1 protein-coding gene is annotated in these 442 nt (G+C 51.8%); it reads left to right on the top strand.

Annotation, left to right across the window (positions count from 1 at the left end; translation table 11 throughout):
- On the top strand, window positions 1-442 hold a 442-nt coding region (locus ACTHTJ_RS10890), incomplete at both ends, for a transposase (protein ID WP_440362691.1).

Raw genomic sequence — 442 nt, 5'->3', positions numbered from 1 at the left:
TTTATACAGACTCGGTTACAAACAACATACCCGTACCGATGCGGAAGGCTATATAGAGAAACTGCACATTACCCCCGCCAATGCCCATGAGTGCAAACACCTGTCGCCTTTGTTGGAAGGACTGCCCAAAGGTACGACCGTCTATGCCGACAAAGGCTACGACAGTGCGGAAAACCGGCAACATCTGGAAGAGCATCGGCTGCTGGACGGCATTATGCGCAAAGCCCACCGTAAACATCCGCTGTCGGAAGTGCAAACGAAGCGTAACCGATATTTGTCGAAGACCCGTTATGTGGTCGAACAAAGCTTCGGTACGCTGCACCGTAAATTCCGCTACGCCCGGGCAGCCTACTTCGGACTGATTAAAGTGAGTGCACAAAGCCATCTGAAGGCGATGTGTTTGAACCTTTTGAAAGCCGCCAACAGGCTAAGTGCGCCTGTT

Origin of the sequence: Neisseria sp. P0018.S001 (assembly GCF_051957355.1) — a bacterium.
In the GTDB taxonomy this organism is placed as follows: domain Bacteria; phylum Pseudomonadota; class Gammaproteobacteria; order Burkholderiales; family Neisseriaceae; genus Neisseria; species Neisseria subflava_A.
The sequence above is the reverse complement of the archived record's forward strand: the minus strand, read 5'-3'. Positions and strand labels throughout refer to the sequence as shown.